Raw genomic sequence first — 19,727 nt, 5'->3', positions numbered from 1 at the left:
TTATGGTGAAAAGAGTAGCGATCGTTGGTGCTGGCCCTAGCGGAGTCCTACTGGCTCACTATTTACTACGTCGTCAAGAAAAATATCAAATCGATATTTTTGATTTTCGCAGTGATCCCCGCACTGTCGCCTTTTCTAAGTCGCGCACCTTTTCGATTGTTCTCAGTCAACGCGGGATCAATGCTTTACAGCAAATTGAGGGACTGAAGGAAGCTGTAAAAGCCATCAGCTTAGAAACTAATGGAGCCGCACTGCACCAAAAAAATGGTAAAACACGGGTATTCAGTAGAAGCTACTCACAGTTAACCCTGGACAGAACGAGCTTGGTAATTCAATTATTAGAACAGTTGACCATCAAAGGCAGCAATCAAGTTAATCTTCACTTCAATCATGAATGTACACAAGTAGATTTTACTACAAAGCAAATAAAGTTTAAACAACTGGATACTGACACAGAAATTACCGTTGATTATGACTTATTAATTGGTGCAGATGGGTCGCGTTCAGTAGTTAGGGAAGGCTTTCTACAAACAGAGAACTTTCAGTGTAAACAAAATTATGTTGCAAATGACTACAAATCTTTTTTATTACCACCATTAGACCCTAAATTAAATCTCAACTGGCAACAAAATAAAGTCAACTCTTGGCGGTTAGATAACAGTATAAATATTTTATTAGTCTATCAAATGGACAGCAGTTGGAATGGTGTAATTGTGTTTCCGCACAAAGATAAAACCATTCCTGAACTGACTACCAAACAAGAAGTATTCAACTATTTACACCAAAATTTCCCAGAAATTGCCCAAGTATTACCAGAATCAGAAGCGGAAGATTTTGCTAATAGACCTGTATCTAGAGTGCTGACAGTGCGCTGTAACCGCTATCATTACGGTGATAGTGTTTTGTTGATTGGCGATGCGGCGCATGGAGTTTCCCCATCTCTCGGACAAGGTTGTAACGCCGCCTTGGAAGATGTAGCTATTTTTAACCAAATTTTAGATGAATGTGGTGATAATTTAGCCGTAGCTGTGGAAAAGTTTAGTCTTCAACGTCAAGCTGATGGAATTGCTTTAGTAGAATTAAGTGATTACGCTTTTCCTATCTCGAAAAAGTTATTTGTTGAGTTGTTATTCAGGAATCGTCTGAGTAAATATTTCTTTCCTATTTTACCCAAGTTCTTCCTACCTTCGTTATTTGAACTGATGGCGGAAGGCAAACTTTCCTACTCAGAAATTCTCAACTTATATCAAGATTGGATAGCGAAAGTTAAAAAATCAAATCAACAAATTTTGGCAAAAATGTAAGTTGAAATATAAGTAGGATGTGTTAGCGACAGCGTAACGCATCTACCGCAAAACCTGTGGTGCGTTACGGCTTACGCCTAACACACCCTACTGGCTGAACCGTATCTCTCCCCCTTGTCTCCCTTGTTTTTGTTACTCACATAAATGACTACAAAAAGTTAAAAAATTTGCTGCTACCAGAAAAAGCAAACTACCCTGGGTGATAGGGCTATCTGGAGGTGTTGTGATGACTACTCATCTACCGACTAATGCGCTTGCAGACACAACTGTAAACCCAGCCCATGAGATTATAGATCAACACACTACTGATTGTTGTATTGTGGGTGGCGGCCCGGCTGGAGTGGTTTTAGCTTTTTTGTTGGCGCGTCAAGGTATATCTGTAATGTTGCTAGAGGCGCATAAAGATTTTGACCGCGACTTTCGGGGAGATACAATTCATCCTTCAGTAATGCAAATTATGGAGGAATTGAATTTAAGCGATCGCCTATTACAATTACCTCATACTAAAATGCGCCAAATTCAAGTGAAAACTCCGCAAAATACTTTTACTCTGGCAGATTTTAGTCACCTGAACACAAATTATCCCTACATTACAATGTTGCCCCAGGTAAAATTTTTGGAGTTCATCACCCAAGAAGCGCAACAATATCCAAATTTTCAGTTAGTGATGGGTGCGAATGTTCAAGAACTCATGACAGAAAATGGGGTAGTGACAGGAGTACGTTATCGGGGTGGTGGTGGTTGGCACGAAGTCCGCGCTATGCTGACAGTTGGCGCAGATGGTCGTCACTCCAAGTTAAGACAAATGGGAGAGTTTGCATCTATTGAAACTTCTCCACCGATGGATATTCTCTGGTTTCGCTTACCCCGCCATCCTCAAGAATTTGATGGGGGAATGGGACGTTTTGCACCTGGACATATTGTAGCGATGCTTGACCGTGGTACAGAGTGGCAAATTGCTTATGTAATTCCTAAAGGCGGCTATCAAAAACTGCGGACGGCTGGTTTGGAGGAGTTAAAGAAATCGATTGTGGAAGTTGTGCCAGAATTAAGCGATCGCTTGTATACTCTTCAAGATTGGTCACAAGTCGCTTTTTTATCGGTAGAATCAAGCCGCGTTAAACAGTGGTATCTTCCAGGGTTGTTACTCATTGGTGATGCTGCTCATATTATGTCTCCCGTTGGTGGTGTGGGGATTAACTACGCCATTCAAGATGCAGTCGTAGCCGCTAATGTTCTCAGTCAACCTCTGCAAAATCACCAAGTCAAGCTGAGTGACTTAGCCAAAGTTCAGCGTCAGCGAGAGTTACCGACACGCATTATTCAAGCATTTCAGACATTTATTCAAAAGCGAGTATTTGCACCTGTATTGTCTGCTAATCAGACTTTTCAACCGCCAGCATTGTTACGCTTACCAATTTTGCGCGATTTACCCGCTAGATTAATTGCTTTGGGTGTGTTTCCGGTTCATGTGAAGTAGTTAATTTTTGAGCGTTGCTTATTTGCGGGATGAATTAAGGTTTTTAGCAGAAAGTAAATATTGATTCTTTGCGCCTTTGCGCGAAACAAGAAACATCCTTGTGGGCAACAGTGAGCAAGTAATACAAGGTTTCAATCCCTGATAGGGATTAAGTGAGATTTTAACGACATTTCTTTATATTCGGCTAGAATTTCTTGGTTTCAATCCCTGATAGGGATTAAGTGAGATTTTAACTGCGGAAGCCGGAAAAGCTTGCTGTATTTAGTTTTCAAGGTGCAGTTTCGCGGATGGGATAATTCTAACATGATGAAATGTCAGTTGATTTACATGAAAATGCTGAAACCCAGGCTGTATAAGGTGCGCGGATAATTTTAATTAAATTTTTCTGCAAAAGCTTACCCTCCAAGGAATCCAGCCGTTATTCATCAAAGATGATTTTGTACACCTACCTATCCGCGTGTTTGGGGTAAGTTTGTCTATCTGGGAATTTCAGGAATTTAGCCGTTAAATTTGGTAGTCAATGTTGCAAATTTTAGCAATAACTAGCCATTTTACCAGTTAGAGCTAATAGTATGACTATGTTTTAGCGGTATAAATATGCCTCAAAAATTTTACGTAAATCCTTTAACTGGCAATAGTACCAACCCTGGTAGCCAGCAAGCGCCATTTAAAACCATTACCCAAGCTCTCAAGGTTGCCACACCTGATACCATTATTCAACTCACAGATGGAAATTACAGCGTTACTAGTGGAGAAGTGTTTCCCTTAACCATTCCATTTGGTGTGAAAGTCATTGGTAACGAAGCCAACAAAGGCAGCAATATTTTAATTGAAGGTAGTGGTAACTATCTGAGTCGGACTTTTGCGGGTCAAAACGTCACCTTTGTGATGTTAGATGGTTCGGAACTGCGGGGAGTGACTGTGACCAACCCAGCATCTCGCGGTAGTGGTGTTTGGTCAGAATCAACAACCCCGACCATTGCCAATTGCACCTTCAAAAATAATAAGCGAGAGGGAGTATTTGCCACTGGTGATGCCAAACCAGTAGTTCAGGGTAATGTATTTACAGAGAATGCAGCCAATGGAATTGCGATCGCTAAAAATGCCAAAGGTCAAATTCAAGACAACACCTGCATTAAAACAGGTTTTGGTATAGCGATTAGTGATACAGCCTCACCCACACTTTTAAATAACAAATTTACCGAAAACCGTTCTGGCATCGTCGTTTCTGGTAGCGCCCGCCCCGTATTACGTAACAATGTGAGTGAAAATAATACCGACGATGGTCTAACTGTAATTTCCACCGCCCTACCAGACTTAGGCAGTACCTCCAGTTCTGGCGGTAATACGTTCCGCAATAACGGCAAATTCGACTTACAAAATGCTAGTTCCAATCGACTAATTTCCGTTGGTAATCAAATTGATCCCAGCAAAGTTAGCGGTAATATCGAGTTTGCTAGTACTCCAATTCCCACACCAACACCAGTACCGACCCCTACGCCTACTCCTACTCCCATACCAACACCCACACCGATTCCCGTACCAACCCCCACACCTACTCCGACTCCCGTACCAACGCCCACACCGATTCCCGTACCGACTCCTACGCCCACACCTACCCCTGTACCAACACCCATACCAACACCAGTACCAACCCCCACACCAATACCAAAACCCACACCAGTACCCGTACCAATACCAATACCCACACCCACCCCAGACCCAGAACCAGAAATAGACCCAGAACCAACACCAACCCCTGTACCAACACCAACACCAACACCAACACCAAAACCCACACCAACGCCTACACCTGCACCCATCGACTTAACCGATATTGCTAATCATTGGGCAGCAGCCTTTATTAGAGAATTAGTCAGACAAGGCATAGTTAACGGTTTCCCAGACCGCACCTTTAGACCAAATGCAACCATGACTAGGGCGCAATATGCAGCATTAATTGTCAAAGCTTTTGCACCATCCTCAAAACGGGCAGCAACACAATTTAAAGATGTAGCAGCTAACTTCTGGGCAGCTAAAGTCATTCAGCAAGCCTATCAAGGTCAATTTCTCTCTGGTTTCCCAGATAATACATTCCGCCCTAACCAAAATATCCAGCGTGTGCAAGTTCTGGTTTCTCTCGTGAATGGACTAGGGCTAGGCACAGCTAGTAATGTTGCCAACGCTATCAAAATTTTCGATGACCAAGCCAAAATTCCTGACTATGCCAAAGATGAGATAGCCAAAGCCATAGATAAAAGAATTATCGTCAATCATCCCAACTTGAAGCAACTCAACCCCACCCGCGATGCCACAAGGGCGGAGGTAGCGGTGATGGTTTATCAAGCATTGGTTGATGCTGGCCGTGTAGCGGCGATTGATTCGCAATATATTGTGAATGGTTAATTAAAAAACACAGGGGTGTAGAGGTGTAAGGTAAGCAAAGTATTGAGTTCTAAAAAACTCTAATCCCTATTACAACGTGGCGGAAGTAAAGATACCATTTCAAGTTATTGAAAAGCTTGTGATATCAGCTTTTTAACTTTTGACTTTTAACTTTTGACTTCCGCGTAGCGGTACTAGCCTCTCATCCCTGTTCCATTCAAACAATCTATGATGTTTTATGTCTGAACAAAAACCTTTAAATCCTTGGGATTATAAACCTTGGTGGTGTCAACCTTGGTCTATAGTTTTGGCATCTGTAATCTTGATTAGTGGTAGTTGGTTCCTATTTAAAATTATTTGGTTAACAATTCTTGTGTCAATTCCTGTACTTATTTGGATGGGCTTTTTTGTATTTATTTGGCCACAGTTAATGATTCGCAGTGGAATTTTAGAATCATATCAAAAAGAAAATTCTTGAAGAAAAAATCAGAAGTCAAAATCCCACTGAATTACTATATATGACTCATATTTGATTTTTAAAAAAATGTCAGGAAACTTTGCGGTAGCTGCGTTACGCTGTCGCTACAAGCTCAGGCGATCGCACTAATTTTCTGGTGGAAACTTTCATTGGTCGTTTGTTCTTGATTCTTTGCAAATACAAATGACCAATGACAAATTCCGTATTAGTCGCCGTTAACAGCACTACCATTTTGAGAATTAGCTGATTCTGGTTTTTGGTACTTCCCTGGATACTTATGTTGGAAATATGCTTCCAATACCTGTAAAACCATTGGGCCGCAGACTGTACCACCGTGATCCCCAGAATTTTCCCCAAAGGCGACAACGGTAATTTCTGGGCGATCGCTTGGGGCATAAGCACCAAACCATGTATGATTAGGCCGACCAACACCAGCCTCTGCTGTACCACTCTTACCAGAAGCAGGGGCGATCGTTGGTAGATTTAAACGTTTCCCTGTACCTTCAGTAATTACCTTCCGCAGTCCATCGCGGAGAACATTAATAGTTGACTGCTTCATATTTAAAGACTCGCGCCAACTTTTTGCTTCCTCGTTATCTTTCAATAAATGGGGTTTGACACGATATCCCCCATTAGCGGGGACAGAAAACATAATTGCTGATTGCAGTGGTGTGACTTGCAAAGCACCTTGACCAATAGACATATTAATTGTGTCGCCCACAGTCCAAGGTATCTTCCAAGCTTTTTGTTTCCAATTTTCATCGGGAACCAAACCCCTAGTTTCTTCGCTGGGGAACTCAATTCCAGTTTTTTGACCGAAACCATACTTCTGCGCCCATGCAATTAAAGTCGGGCCACCAACACCTTTACCAATTTGATAAAAGAATGTATCACTACTCATAGCCATTGCCCTGGGAAATCCCAAAGGCCCAAATCCTGCATGATTCCATTCACCAAAAGTTACACCACCAACAGTCAAAGAACCATAGGTTTGCAACACTGTTCCAGGAGAAAATTTCCCCGATTCTAGCCCCGCCGTGGTGGTGACAATTTTGAAAGTACTTGCAGGCGGAAAAGCACTTAAAGCCCGATTAACTAGAGGATGGTCTTTTCCTTGCACACTTTCCCAATCTTTCTCGGAGAGTTTTTGCTTAGAAAAAATATTCGGGTCGAAATCAGGATGAGACACCATCGCTAAAACTGCACCATTTCGGGGATCAAGGGCGACAATTGCACCTTGATACTTACCTAAAGCTTTGTCGGCGGCTTTTTGCAGTTCCCAATCTATAGTTAAATGTAAATCCTTGCCAGCTTTAGCTTGTTTTTCCCCTAAAATGCGGATTGGGCGACCTGCGCCATCCACTTCCACTTGCTGACCACCCCATTCACCGCGTAATGTCGTTTCATAAGCTTTTTCTATACCCATCTGACCAATCACATCACCCAGACGGTAGCCTTCTTTTTGCTTATCTTTTAACTGTTCGGGGGTCAGTTCCCTTGTATAACCCAGTACATGGGCTAATTCTTGCCCATGTGGATAGTAGCGTACTGCATCTGTGTTAATTTCCACATCTTTCAGTTCGCTTTCATACTCTTTTAACGCCGTAATTTGGGCTTCGCTGACATCACGCGCAATCCGAATCAAGGAAGCTGAGTTAGCGCCAGCCGCATCCAGTTTCTTTTCCATTTCTTCTTGGGAAATACCCAGAATTTTGGATAACCGTGGCGCAACCACTGACCAAGATGGTTTAGTGTGTGCTAGAGGCCACAAATATACAGAATGGGGATATCTGGTGGTGGCTAACAACTTCCCATTCCGGTCAAAAATATTACCTCGTTCTGGTTGTTTGAGAATTGTCCGAACACGGTTAGATTCAGCACGTTTTCGCAGTTGAGATCCTTCAACGATTTGTAAATATGCTAATCGTGCTTCAATTCCAACCAGCGTCAATAAAGTGAACCCAATTAAAAATATTGATTGAATACCACGTCCAACAGTCCGTGTATCTTTTTTGCTGTTCGATAAGGGTGATGAAAATAACGCCATAAGACAAATATTTTAGATTTTAGATTTGAGGGTGAATAATTTTCCCACGCCCAACACTTGCTCTAGAATGCCCAAAATCCAATCTTGCTATTAAGCTTGTAACAATCACCAAAGTATATTCCCGATCTGGGGTTTTTGGCGGATACAATAAACCAAAGTGTTTTTTAAGTCTGCTTAATAGGCTACATTCACGGAAACAATCAGGTTAAATCACAGCATTCTACTGAGGATTATGGCTCAATCTGTTGTGCAGAATCAGAGGGGTATTACGTCGTTTCAGCCTTTGGATGTGGAACTGCGTAACGTGTTTAAGTTCTTCAAGCAAGAACCAGCCGTACATGGAATCGATTTGGATGTCCGCCAAGGGGAGTTTTTTAGTATTTTAGGCCCCTCTGGTTGTGGCAAGACAACAACATTACGTTTAATTGCTGGATTTGAAACTGCGGATGCGGGTAAGGTGTTGATTCAAGGTCAACCGATGACGAATGTGCCGCCTTATCGCCGTCCAGTCAATACTGTATTTCAAAGTTACGCGCTGTTCAATCACCTGAATGTTTGGGATAACATCGCCTTTGGACTGCAATTAAAAAAACTTCGTAAATCAGAAATTGAAAGTCGAGTGACAGAAGCTTTAAAACTCGTCAAAATGGAAAGTTTGCGATCGCGCTTTCCCAATCAACTGTCTGGTGGTCAACAGCAAAGGGTAGCATTAGCTAGGGCGTTAGTAAATCAACCGGCTGTGGTGCTGTTAGATGAACCTTTAGCCGCGTTGGATTTAAAGCTGCGGAAAGAGATGCAGGTTGAGTTGTCTAACTTACATCAAAAGTTAGGCTTAACCTTTATTTTAGTGACTCACGACCAAGAAGAAGCTTTGTCTTTGAGCGATCGCATTGCGGTGATGAATCAAGGCAAAATTGAGCAAATTGGGACACCCAGCGAAATTTACGAACATCCCCAAACCGCTTTTGTCGCTGATTTTATTGGTGATACTAATTTATTTAGTGGGGAAATTGCTGCTGTCGAAGCTGAATGTATCCAAGTTCTCACCAAAACGGGTTTAAAAATTATCGTCACCCGCTATGAAGATACACCCATCGAATTATCTCAATCTGTAGTGGTGAGTGTACGTCCCGAAAAAATTCAACTATCAATCTATCCACCCAATTTACCAACTAACTGCTTTGAAGGCAGACTAGTCAATGTTATGTATTTAGGCACTCATGTTACTTATGTTGTTGAATTAACCAATGGCATAAATATCAATGTTCTCCAACCTAATACCTTTGGTAATTTGCCAGACAGAGATACACCAATTTATGTTTTATGGGCTGAAAGTGATTGTTTGGCTATTAGTCAATAGTTATTGGTCAATTGTCATTTGTCATTTGTTGAATGACAATTTAGTAAATATAATTGACTAAATCTAGCAAAGCCAAATATATATATTGAGCTAATGTCAACTAAACGCTTTCAAGATTTACGAGTTTATCAATTATCAGAAAAATTAGCCGATGAAATTTGGCAAATTGTTCATAATTGGAAACCTTTAGCTCAAGATACTGTGGGTAAACAAATTGTACGTTCAGTAGATAGTATTGGTGCAAATAAATATAGCGGAGGGAGTTGGTAGAGTTAGTTATCAAGAGAATAAACGTTTTGTTAGGATAGCAAGAGGTTCATTGAATGAAACGCAACATTGGCTAAGAGTGCTTATAAACGCAACTTTTTAACTCTTGAACAAACTCAGAGTATCAAAAATATTATTAATGAACTAGCGCCAAAGTTAAACTCATACTTAAAATCAATAGGCAATATTTCCAACCCAAATGACCAATGACAAATAACAAATGACAAATAACAAATGACAAATAGAAGAAAATTCTTACAAAAATTAGCAGCACTTTCCAGCTTATCTTTAACTGGTTGTGGTTGGAGATTAGCTAATGTGCGGGCGGCAACACAATCAAGTAAAAGTGATAAATTGTACCTTTATACTTGGACACAATATGCTGATAAAAAGTTAATCCAAACTTTCAGCACTCAAACTGGGTTACAAGTACTTGTAGATACTTATGATTCTAATGAAGTGATGTTAGCTAAAGTCTTAGCCGGAGGTGGTGGTGCTTACAGTGTAATTTATCCATCTGACTATATGGTACAGAAGATGGTCGAGAAAAATTTGTTAATCGAATTAAATCACTCTCGCCTCAATGGTTTAGAGAATTTCTTTCCCCAATTTAAAAACCCTAGCTACGACCCCAATAACCGCTACAGTTTACCATTTAACTGGGGAACGACGGGTTTAATTTATAATTCTGAAGTTTTGCCAAAAGCCCCAGCCGACTGGGAATATCTTTGGCAAAATCAAGAGACACTCAATAAGCGAATGACCTTACTCAATGATGTGCGTGAGGTAATGGGTGCAGTATTAAGAATGTTGGGTTATTCTTATAACTCAAAAGAGGAGGAAGAACTACAACAAGCATATAACAAATTAAAGCAATTAAAACCAGCGATCGCTGCTTTCGATACTGATGCTTGGCAAAATCAAATGCTGGCGGGAGATTTAGTCTTAGCAATGTGTTATTCAGCCGATGCAATTCGTGTCATCCAAGAAAACCCTAAATTTAAATATGTCATTCCGCGCAGTGGTTCTTCTTTATGGACTGATACAATTGTCGTGCCGAAAAGCTCACCTAATACTGATGGAGCTTATGCTTGGATTAACTTTATTTTACAACCAGAAGTTGCAGCCAGTGTTAGCCAACATTTAAATATTGCTACCCCAAATAGTGCAGGGTTTGAACAATTACCCCAAAAAATCAAAACTAATAAAAATTTATTCCCCGAAACCGCAATTTTAGAAAAGTGCGAACGGATTACTCCTCTGGGAGATTTTGAGGAAGTTTATGAGCGTTTCTGGACGCAATTAACTAGTGCCTAAATAGGAAGATTATCCAATCCAAAATGGTATCAGCTTGTGTTTATCAAAAATTCTCCGCAAATCAATGAATCAGGCGATATTATCGACTTAAAAAAACTACATCGCCCTACATTTAACTTTTTACAACCGTTAATCTTACTAGCTCCGGCAGCTATTTGGTTATTATTATTACTAGTACTGCCAGCAATTATCATTTTTCAACTCAGTTTAGTTCCCAATATTCGCCCAGGAGATTTAGTCAATCCTAGCGGATTAGATAATTATCTGCGGATATTTGACCCGTTGTATTTGCAAGTTATTTTGCGATCGCTGTGGTTAGCATTAGGCACAACTATAATTTGTTTAATCTGCGGCTTTCCTGTGGCTTATTGGATAGCACAAATCGCCCCAAAACAATGGCGCAATTTACTATTATTAGCTTTTATCTTACCTTTGTGGACTTCTTCTTTACTGCGTTCTTATGCTTGGATTACAATTTTGCGTCCCACTGGGTTATTTAATAGTATTTTGAGTAATTTAGGTTTACCAACTTTAGAATTACTTAACCGCCCTCCGGCTGTATTTATCGGTATGAGTTACAGCTTGTTACCTTATATGGTGTTAATTTTATATGCTTCTTTAGAAAAATTAGACAAGCGTTTACTAGAAGCTGCTGCTGATTTAGGTGCGAACCCAACACAGACTTTTTGGAAAGTCACAGTACCGCAAGTTTCCCCAGGAATTACGGCTGGTTCAATTTTAGTTTTTATTACCGGATTAGGAGATTTTGTTGATCCTGAACTCTTGGGTGGTGCTTCCAGTATGACTGCGGCGCGGCTAGTTTATAATCAGTTCCTTGGTGTAACCCAAAATTGGGGTTTTGGTTCAGCATTGAGTATGGCATTAATTTTAGCAGTGAGTGTAGCGATCGCCTTTCTGATTAAATATGGTGAACCAACGCCCAGCCGCTAAACTAAATTTAGAGTCATCAACATAAATTTACAGAGCTATGAATATTGCTTCAACTCAAGCTCTCACCTTAGCAGAATTTCTCAAGCTACCAGAAACTAAGCCCAGCTTAGAATACATTAATGGCTAAATCAGTCCAAAATCAATGCCAAAAGGGAGATATAGCCGTTTACAAGGTAAATTATGCAGTGCAGTGAATGACATTACTGAACAGCAAAAAATTGCTTACGCATTTCCTGAATTACGGTGTAGCTTTGGCGATCGCTCAATCGTACCAGATGTGGCAGTATTTATATGGAGCAGAATACTGTTAACCGTTGATGGCGAAGTTCCAGATAACTTTGAACTAGCGCCCGACTGGACAATTGAGATTCTATCCCCAGAACAAAAACCAAACAAAGTAATTGGTAATATTCTGTATTGTTTAAAGTTTGGTAGTCGTTTGGGGTGGTTCATCGACCCCGATGATTTAAGTATTTTAGTATTTTTACCAGAACAGCAACCAGAGTTATTTCAGGGAGATGATATTTTGCCCATGTTACCTGAAATTGAGTTGCTACTAACTGTTAATCAAGTTTTTAGTTGGTTAAAAATGGGCAATTAGATTTTACAGGGAACAGTGCAGGGGTTGGCGGAGGATTTACACGGTTAACTCCATCACTAAATTATTCGTTCCACTTTTTGCTTGAATTAAAGATGAAATAGTAGATAAAAATTCCTGCTCTAGATAAGGCTTAGTTAGGTAAGCTCTTGCGCCTAGTTCTTTTGCCAGTTGACGATGTTTATCTGCACTGCGAGAAGATAAAATAACTACAGGAATTTTAGCAATGTTGGGAATTTGCTGCACGTTAGTTAATAACTCAAATCCATTCATTCGCGGCATTTCTAAATCAGAAATAATCACTTGAATATCGGGATACTTTTGTAACTGTTCGAGAGCTTCTACACCATTTTGGGCTTGAATCACTTGATAGCCATCTCTTTGTAAAGTTAATGAAAGAGTTTGGCGCAAACTAATAGCATCATCGACAATCAACACTACCTTGGGCGCAGAAAAATTAGCTTCTAGCTGCGGCGATAATGGTTTGGCTGGAGTCGAGATAGATAAATCTTCGCTTGTGACTAAAGCAGATTCACCAGTAGGAATGATTGGAAGGGGTATAAGTTCTGGTGTTACTTGTATATGAGTAGAGTCTAATAAAAGAGCGCCATCAATCACTAAAATGAGATTACCATTGCCAGAAGTACTACAACCATAAACGTATTTTGGTGGTGCGATCGCATTTCCTAATGGTCTAATTACTAATTCTTGTTCGCCAATTATTTGGTCAACTTCTAAAGCAAAAATACCTTGATGACACTTGAGAATTAATATAGGATTATTCATCAATTTTGTGTCAAGAGTAGTTACTGGATGATTGAGACTATTACTCTTGGCGACAGAGCAAGTATAAGACATTAGCTCTGAAAGTTGATGTAGGCCAATTAAAGTTTCATTCTGCTCTGTATGCCAATATAAAACTTTTTTCCCTTCAAATTCCTTAATTTGTTGCGGAGTCGGAATGATAATTTTTTCCACGCTGTCTAACAATAGCGCATAAATTACGCCTCCCGCTTGCACCAGCATCAATTTATCAGTAGTCATAGAAAAAGGTATTTTAAGTGTGAATTTTGTTCCTTGTTGGGGTAAAGTTTGCACCGCAATTGAACCATGAAGAGCTTCGATTTGAGAACGTACAATATCCAAACCTATACCACGTCCTGAAATATTACTGACTTCTGCTGCTGTCGATAATCCCGGTGCAAACATCAAATCTAATAAGTCTGATTCATTGTTACCAGAAATATCTAGTTTCATCTCAATGGCTTTTTGATGAATTTTTGCTAGATTCAGCCCTTCTCCATCATCTTGAACTTCAATAATCGTTTGGCTACTTTGATGATATGCCCGAATTGTAATTAAACCTTGTTCTGGCTTACCGCGTTCTTGACGTATTTGTGGAGATTCAATGCCGTGATCAAAAGCATTACGTACTAAATGTAATAGTGGATCATACAATTTTTCCGCGATCGCTTTATCTACTAGTACATCTGTGCCTATCAGTTGCAACTCGACATTTTTCTGATAAATACTGCCTAATTTTTTCACCATTGGGGGGAAACGATGCAAAATATCACCTAAAGGTAACATTCTTGCTTCTACCAAGTTATCAATAATCGTGAAAACTAAATTTTGTTTTTTCTCAGTTGCTTGCGTTGCTTGTTTAATAGTTAAATCTAGCGATTCTGTAGTTTCTTGTAATTGCAGAGTTTCTTCGATGGCTGCGTGGAGTGCTAAATTAAATTCTGTGTATACATCCATTTCCAGCGAGTCAAATTTCACTGCGGCAAAATTCTGCGATAACTGAGGTGTAACAGTAGGTAAATTTAGTGGTATATCTCTTAACTGGTGTAAGATAATTTGATGTCTATTAATCTGCTCTAATAACTTATCAATCAATTCTTGAATCTGTTCATCATAAAGATGGCGTTTCTTGTGATAAATTAGCAGTTCTCCAGCTAGATAATTAAGGTTTCTCAATTTTTCAACATCAACACGGACAAATTTCTGACTTTTGACAACTTGTGAGTTTTTATCTTCTAACTGCTCACGAATATTACTCACTACTTCGGTAATAGCATCTACACTGGCTGGCTCTGGAACAGCATCATCTAGAATTACGGCTGGCTCAGTTGCAGTTTCTTCTCCCCAAATTGATTCTAAGAGATACTCAGTTTCAGCCTCTAAAGAGTTTACTGTTTCACTTGCAACTGCAATATTTTGGAACTGGAGATGCTCTAACCAGTTTTTTTCTTGACTGTTGACAGGGGGATAATTTTTATATTCTTTAGCTAATATGATAATTTGTTTTTGTAAATATCGAGTTAATAAAACATAATCATCACCTTTATCATTACCATACTCAAACTGAGCAATTGCCAGCAGCACAATTAAAATCATGCCATGCCGATACAGGCAAAGACTATAACTATCTTCTGAGTTCTGCACGAAAGCTAAAAATTCTTTTAACCAAGTTTCAATATAATTTATTTGCGGCTCTATATCTAATTTAGGAATTAATAGGGATAAATTTAATTCGGCTGGCGGGATTTGTTGCTGCTGCTCAAACCAACTCAAAATACACTGCACTAACTTGAGGTAAAACTTAGCCGTTGTTGGCTGAATTTGTTCATGCTTATAATTGCCTGATGTTGTTAAAAATTGGTAAAATTCTGCCGCAGCTTGTTGTAAATTTTCAGTCGTTGAATTATCTGGAAATCCTGGAGATAACTGTTCTGGCTCGATGACTGGTGTCAGGTTTTGCCAAGCTGGAGAAAGCAGATTAGTGCAAGTGCGATCTCCTGCGAATACTGCTGTTTGAATTGTTTGTAAATCGTGTCGCATCAGTTCAGCAATTTCCATCACTTGCGAAGGATATGCTTGCAGCGCCGCCATAATTTTTTGGGCGAGTTCTTCTAATCCCAGTAAATCTAAAGATTCAGCCAAGCCCAGAAATATTTCGGCTTGAGAGTTGACAAAATCTCTAAATTCCGCTTCTTCTGGAGGATGATTAATAGTTTCAGTAATATTTTCAATACGTTGTTGAACTCCAACTTCAAAGATTGACTTGACAACATCAAAACCTAATTCTTGTGAAGTAGGAAGATAATTATCTGTGCCGAAATCATCGCCAAGTCTAGCTTGCAATTGGGCAAAAATATTAGTGGCTCGTTCAATCACTTCTTGCACATTAGCCGCACTGCTGGTTAATGTTGTAGTTAAAGCAAGGCGCAAACATTCATAAGCTTTCAGTAAAAGTGTATGTAAATCATTATCAATAACTATATCTGGATTATATAAAGCTTTAAATACATCTTCTAGAGAATGGGCAATAGTTTGAATCGCCTCTAGTCCCACAGTCGCCGCACCACCCTTGAGGGTATGAGTAGCCCGCATTAAAGCATGAACTTTATTTTTTCGCTTATCTTCTTCTTCCGTTAAACTTAAAAGTTCTTGTTCAATTGTTTGTAATAACTCTGGTGCTTCTGCTAGGAAATAAACATAACCTTGTTCACGAATCTCAGCATCTGTAATCATAATATGGGAATCCGGTTTTATTTTTGAATCTAGTTGTGTAGGCAGGGAGTAGTGAATGGGGAGTGGGGAGTAGGAAAGAATCCTGATATGAGTGTACTGATTTTCTTCATAAGTCAAATATGAGTCTTGTAGAGAAATTGGGAGTTGGGGCAGGTTGGGTGAATGAATCTGTGGTTAGACAAAATTCTTCATCAACCCGCCCTTAAATGCTTTGGGGAGTTAAAAAATTGTCTTTCTCCCTACTCCCTATGACCTTTATTTTGCAGAGAACGAATGAGTGCGCGAAGCAATTTACCTACAGATTCACATTGTTTTAGAATCGGAGTAACTGTTTGTGAATTTGTTAGCCCGACTTTATCTCTGGCTGATAGTAAAAGGTGAGTTTCAAGTTCTTTCAAAGAACCTTGTGCAGTACGGAGAAAGTGAATATATTCAGTACGATATTCACGTCCATATCCCTCTGCAATATTAGCCGGAATTGATGCGGAGGAGCGACGAATCTGTGAAATCATTCCATAGATTTCCTCTTTTGGCAATCCTTTTGTGAATTCATAACAAGCTTCAGCTAAATTCATACCCTCTTGCCAAACTTTTAAATCTTGATAAGAACGAATTTCACCACTTGCCATATCATTTCCCCTACTCACCACTCCCCACTCACCACTCCCCTTCAATTAGTTAACTTTGAACTGACTAGCAGTGGTTAATAGTTCTTGTGCCATTCCCAGTAAATCTTGGAAAATAGCCGCAATTTCTTGAGACTCGGCAAAGGTTTTGTTAGCGATTTCTGCAACATCTTGCATTGAATTAGTCACAGTGTCAGATTGACCCATTTGAGTTTGAGTAGCGGCGGTAATTTGTTGAATTAATTGACTAATTTCAGCAGTGGCTAAAACAATTGCATTTAAGTTTTGCCGGGTTTCACTGACTAAATTTGTACCTTCAACAACTTGCTGAATACCTGTTTCCATTGCGACTGCAACTTCGCCAGTTTCGGCTTGAATTTCTTGTACTAATTTTTCAATTTCAATTGTGGCTGCTGCTGATTGACGAGATAACGAACGCACTTCATCAGCTACAACTGCGAAGCCTTTACCATACTCACCGGCGCGTGTTGCTTCAATGGCGGCATTCAGGGCGAGAACGTTGGTTTGAGTGGCAAAATTGCTAATCAAATTGACTACTTTCGAGATTTTTTGCGAAGACTCGCTGAGGCGTTTAATTTTCTTACTGGTTTGGGCAACGGTTTCTCGAATGCCTTCAATGGCTTTGACAGTCAAGTTCATGGCAATATCGCCAGACTCTACTGTTTGGTTAGCTTTTTGGACTGCTACTTGCACTAATTCGGCATTAGCCACCACAGCTTGGGTAGAGTCTAGCATTTGTTGAATATCACCCAAAGCCGAGGCAATATCTTCTGACTGTTGTTGGGCTAAATTATTCAGTCCCGCCAGGGAAGCGTTACTAGTAGCTGAAGTCTGTGCTACTTGCTGGGCTGCGGCTTGTACTTGGATGACGATTTGTCGTAATGCTTGCAGAGTGTTATTGTAAGCATCGGCGATGGTGCCGAGTTCGTCTTCTGTGATGGGGGCGCGGACTGTTAAATCACCATTTAAAGCCGGACGCAGCGCCATCAACAGTTGAATAGAACGTTGTTGGAGTAATTCTTTGGCGGCTTTTTCCCTGGCGGCGGCTTCTGCTAGTTGTGCTGACTGTGCTTGTAGTTGTTGCACAGATTCAGTTTGTTGCAGTGCTAATCCTAATTGATCACCAATTCTGGCTAACAAGCTAACTTGCGATTCTTCCCAATTACGGGTGCTTGAATTTTGATAAGCTGCCAACAAACCCCACAGTTTTTCTCCAAAAAATATCGGCACAATTACATAAGCTTTGGCTTCAAATTGCTCTAAAATTTCAATGTGACAAGGGGAATGTCCGACTTGATAAATGTCATGAACAGCAAAGCTTTCGCCCTTGGCATATCTGCCGCCTTGGGTTTCTTGGAGGTGGGTATCTTCCCAAACAGTTTTGATATCTATGCCGACAAGTTTGACCCAATTATGACCAACTGACTCAGCAATAAACTCACCACTCCAATCAGGAGAGAAGCGATACACAGCCATGCGATCGCATCGTAATAATTGCCGGACTTCTTGAGTCGTAACTTTGAAGATTTCATCTAAATCTACACATTGTCTAATGCGGTTTACTATCTTAGTAAAGGCTTTTTCTTGTTCGGCAATCTGAGTTAATTTTTCTGATTTAACTCGCACTTCTTCAAGATAGTCTATTTGCGATTTTGCAATAGTAAATTGCAAGGCTATCTGATTTAAGAAGTTAACTTCCCAAGGTTGCCATTCCCGACTACCAGAGTTTTGGTAAGCTGCTAATAAACCCCATAATTGTTCCCCAAAAAAGATAGGAACAATAATATAAGCCTTGGCTTCAAATTGTTCTAAAATTTCAATGTGGCAAGGAGCCAAACCAATTTTGTAAATATCATTAACTACAAAATGTTCTCCTCTAGCATATCGTCCGCCTTGAGTTTCTTGCAGATAAGTATCATCCAAGACGGTTTTGATATTTGGCCCTACCAATTTTACCCAATTGCTACCGACTGATTCAGCAATAAACTCACCACCCCAGTCAGGACTAAACTGATAAACAGCCACGCGATCGCATTTTAAGGAAAGTCGTACTTCTTGGGTAGTTGTTCTAAAAACACTTTCCACATCTGGAGACTGGCGGATGCGGTTGACGATTTTAGTTAAGATTTTTTCTTGTTCTGCAATCTGCACTAATTGTTGAGATTGCACTTGCATTTGTGCGAGATACTCGGCATGGGCAATGGCTACACCAAACTGTAAACCAATTTGTTCTAAAAAGCTGACTTCCCACTCGTGCCAATCACGAATGCCAGAATTTTGATAAGCTGCTAACAAACCCCATAATTTTTCCCCAGCAAATACAGGGACAATCACATAAGCTTTGACTTCAAATTGCTCTAAAATTTCAATATGGCACTGAAAATGACCTGCTTTATAAATGTCATTGACCACAAAGCTTTCGTGATGGCGGTAACGTCCACCTTGGGTTTCTTGTAGATGGGTATCTTCCCAAACTGTATTAATACCTGGGCCGACAAGTTTCACCCAACCATGACCAACTGATTCAGCGACAAATTCACCACTCCAATTATCATAGAACTGATACACAGCGACGCGATCGCAACGTAACAATTGTCTGATTTCTTGAGTTGTTGCTTGAAAAATCTTGTCAATATCAGAGACTCGAATAATCTTCTCAATTACCTTGGCGACAGATTTTTTCGCTTGGGTTCGTAGTTCTAATTCTCTTTGAAATTCAAAACTCTGGAATTTATAAGCTAATTCTGTTGTCACTTGCGACAGGAACATAATTTCTGTTTCTTGCCATTGTCTAGCATTGGTGCAAGTATTAACTGCTAGTAATCCCCAGACTTTACCATCTACTAAAATAGGTAAACTTAAACTCGCTTTAATTTGAAATTTTTCCAGTAATTGTTTTTGATAAGGTGTAGATGATTGAATTTGCTCGACATCTTCAATTACTACAGGTTCTAAATAATCTTGATTGTTATACAAACCAAATAACATCCCTGGTAGGCTTTCACCTAATGTTGGTGTCCAACCGAGGGTTCTAGATTCAGCCAAAACAGTACCAGAATCTATAGATGTAAATTGATAAATTAAGGCGCGATCGCAATTAATTTTTTCTCTAACTTGAGCAGCACTAAGTTTTAGTAATGTATCTATATCTTTAGCTTGACGCATCACATTACTGATAGCTTGTAATTGCTGCCGCCAAAGTTTAAACTCTTGAGAAATTTGATAATTATTGGCAGTCAGATTATTAACAGCTTGATTTTCCCTTACTTCAACTTCAGGGATAACTTCTTCATTATCTTTACTATTGTGATACGCAATTGTCATTTCCAAATACCTCGTTTTGATAATTAAATGAT

12 protein-coding genes and 2 pseudogenes are annotated in these 19,727 nt (G+C 39.8%); 9 read left to right on the top strand and 5 right to left on the bottom strand.

The window, feature by feature from the left end; all coding sequences use genetic code 11:
• Positions 1-2 precede the first annotated feature (2 nt).
• The 4 genes from H6G28_RS11160 to H6G28_RS11145 all read left to right on the top strand — a co-directional run bounded on the left by H6G28_RS11160 (position 3) and on the right by H6G28_RS11145 (position 5,647).
• Positions 3-1,304, top strand: a complete 1,302-nt coding sequence (locus H6G28_RS11160) for an FAD-dependent oxidoreductase (protein ID WP_190670766.1) — start codon at positions 3-5, stop codon at positions 1,302-1,304.
• 226 nt (positions 1,305-1,530) lie between these two features.
• The gene (locus tag H6G28_RS11155; protein WP_190670764.1) at positions 1,531-2,784 is read left to right on the top strand and encodes an FAD-dependent oxidoreductase; all 1,254 of its coding nucleotides are present in this window, start codon (positions 1,531-1,533) and stop codon (positions 2,782-2,784) included.
• Between the two features lie 597 nt (positions 2,785-3,381).
• Positions 3,382-5,190: a DUF1565 domain-containing protein gene (locus H6G28_RS11150; protein WP_190670762.1), complete on the top strand. Its 1,809-nt coding sequence runs from the start codon at positions 3,382-3,384 to the stop codon at positions 5,188-5,190.
• Positions 5,191-5,407: 217 nt separating this feature from the next.
• Complete coding sequence (locus H6G28_RS11145) at positions 5,408-5,647, top strand: DUF6737 family protein (RefSeq protein WP_190670760.1); 240 nt, start codon at positions 5,408-5,410, stop codon at positions 5,645-5,647.
• A 93-nt stretch (positions 5,648-5,740) separates the two neighbouring features.
• Here H6G28_RS11145 and H6G28_RS36565 read toward each other — a convergent pair whose 3' ends face one another.
• Both H6G28_RS36565 and mrdA read right to left on the bottom strand, forming a co-directional pair.
• On the bottom strand, positions 5,741-5,878 hold the full coding sequence (locus H6G28_RS36565) for a hypothetical protein (RefSeq protein WP_206758260.1): 138 nt from the start codon (positions 5,876-5,878) through the stop codon (positions 5,741-5,743).
• Positions 5,853-7,694: a penicillin-binding protein 2 gene (mrdA, locus tag H6G28_RS11140; protein ID WP_190670758.1), complete on the bottom strand. Its 1,842-nt coding sequence runs from the start codon at positions 7,692-7,694 to the stop codon at positions 5,853-5,855. Before mrdA ends, H6G28_RS36565 begins: the two co-directional genes overlap by 26 nt.
• A 232-nt stretch (positions 7,695-7,926) precedes the next feature.
• Between mrdA and H6G28_RS11135 the strand changes: the two genes are divergently transcribed.
• The 5 genes and pseudogenes from H6G28_RS11135 to H6G28_RS11115 all read left to right on the top strand — a co-directional run bounded on the left by H6G28_RS11135 (position 7,927) and on the right by H6G28_RS11115 (position 12,190).
• On the top strand, positions 7,927-9,054 hold the full coding sequence (locus H6G28_RS11135; RefSeq protein WP_190670756.1) for an ABC transporter ATP-binding protein: 1,128 nt from the start codon (positions 7,927-7,929) through the stop codon (positions 9,052-9,054).
• A 93-nt stretch (positions 9,055-9,147) separates the two neighbouring features.
• Positions 9,148-9,531 (top strand): annotated as a pseudogene (locus tag H6G28_RS11130) (four helix bundle protein).
• A 24-nt stretch (positions 9,532-9,555) separates the two neighbouring features.
• On the top strand, positions 9,556-10,638 hold the full coding sequence (locus H6G28_RS11125; protein WP_190592493.1) for a polyamine ABC transporter substrate-binding protein: 1,083 nt from the start codon (positions 9,556-9,558) through the stop codon (positions 10,636-10,638).
• A gap of 60 nt (positions 10,639-10,698) precedes the next feature.
• Positions 10,699-11,589 carry an ABC transporter permease gene (locus H6G28_RS11120; RefSeq protein ID WP_397329440.1) on the top strand — a complete coding sequence of 297 codons (891 nt, stop codon included), beginning with the start codon at positions 10,699-10,701 and terminating at the stop codon, positions 11,587-11,589.
• Between the two features lie 37 nt (positions 11,590-11,626).
• Positions 11,627-12,190: pseudogene (locus H6G28_RS11115) on the top strand (Uma2 family endonuclease).
• Between the two features lie 36 nt (positions 12,191-12,226).
• Here H6G28_RS11115 and H6G28_RS11110 read toward each other — a convergent pair.
• From H6G28_RS11110 to H6G28_RS11100, 3 genes are all read right to left on the bottom strand, one after another.
• Positions 12,227-15,724: a hybrid sensor histidine kinase/response regulator gene (locus H6G28_RS11110; RefSeq protein WP_190670752.1), complete on the bottom strand. Its 3,498-nt coding sequence runs from the start codon at positions 15,722-15,724 to the stop codon at positions 12,227-12,229.
• 239 nt (positions 15,725-15,963) lie between these two features.
• Complete coding sequence (locus H6G28_RS11105; RefSeq protein WP_190592490.1) at positions 15,964-16,353, bottom strand: four helix bundle protein; 390 nt, start codon at positions 16,351-16,353, stop codon at positions 15,964-15,966.
• Positions 16,354-16,398: 45 nt separating this feature from the next.
• Positions 16,399-19,695, bottom strand: a complete 3,297-nt coding sequence (locus H6G28_RS11100; RefSeq protein ID WP_190670750.1) for a GAF domain-containing protein — start codon at positions 19,693-19,695, stop codon at positions 16,399-16,401.
• Positions 19,696-19,727: the final 32 nt, after the last annotated feature.

It is taken from the genome of Nostoc sp. FACHB-190, from assembly GCF_014696905.1.
Classification (GTDB): domain Bacteria; phylum Cyanobacteriota; class Cyanobacteriia; order Cyanobacteriales; family Nostocaceae; genus Nostoc_B.
Note: the sequence above shows the minus strand (reverse complement) of the source record. Positions and strands in the feature narration are given on the sequence as shown.